The sequence below is a fragment of the Pseudoalteromonas sp. P1-25 genome (assembly GCF_001401805.1).
In the GTDB taxonomy this organism is placed as follows: domain Bacteria; phylum Pseudomonadota; class Gammaproteobacteria; order Enterobacterales; family Alteromonadaceae; genus Pseudoalteromonas.
Window position 1 is genome coordinate 1 of the sequence record NZ_LKDW01000096.1, and the last position, 425, is coordinate 425.

A 425-nucleotide genomic window follows, 5' to 3' on the forward strand; every position below is an offset into this window, starting at 1 on the left:
CTTAGATTTTGCCCCACCAAGGTAACAATAGGCACGCCAACAATGGTTGCAATGGTCAAGCCCATAAATACTTTTGACATAAAGCTTGCCCGTTTACCCGAAGGAGCAATATCGGAGGCAAGCAAAATAGCGGCACCAAAGTAAGCACCGTGAGGTAAGCCACTTAAAAAACGAAAAACAACAAGCTGCTCCAATGAGGTTGCTAATGCACTCAAACCATTAGCAATACACATTAAGCTTAAAAAAATCAGCAAAGCTTTGCGTTTTCGCATGTTGGCCGTTGTAAGCATTAATACCGGTGCGCCAACTACAACGCCAATCGCATAGGCGCTAATAGCATAGCCACTTTGCGAAGGGGTTGAGCCAAACGTTTCACTGATCAGCGGCAGCATAGGCATCATTGAAAACTCTGATAATCCTAAAAT

1 protein-coding gene is annotated in these 425 nt (G+C 44.0%); it reads right to left on the minus strand.

Annotated elements, in window-relative coordinates:
* Nucleotides 1-425, minus strand: a 425-nt coding sequence (locus AN393_RS19695) for an MFS transporter (RefSeq protein ID WP_152968302.1), incomplete at both ends; no start/stop codon positions are given.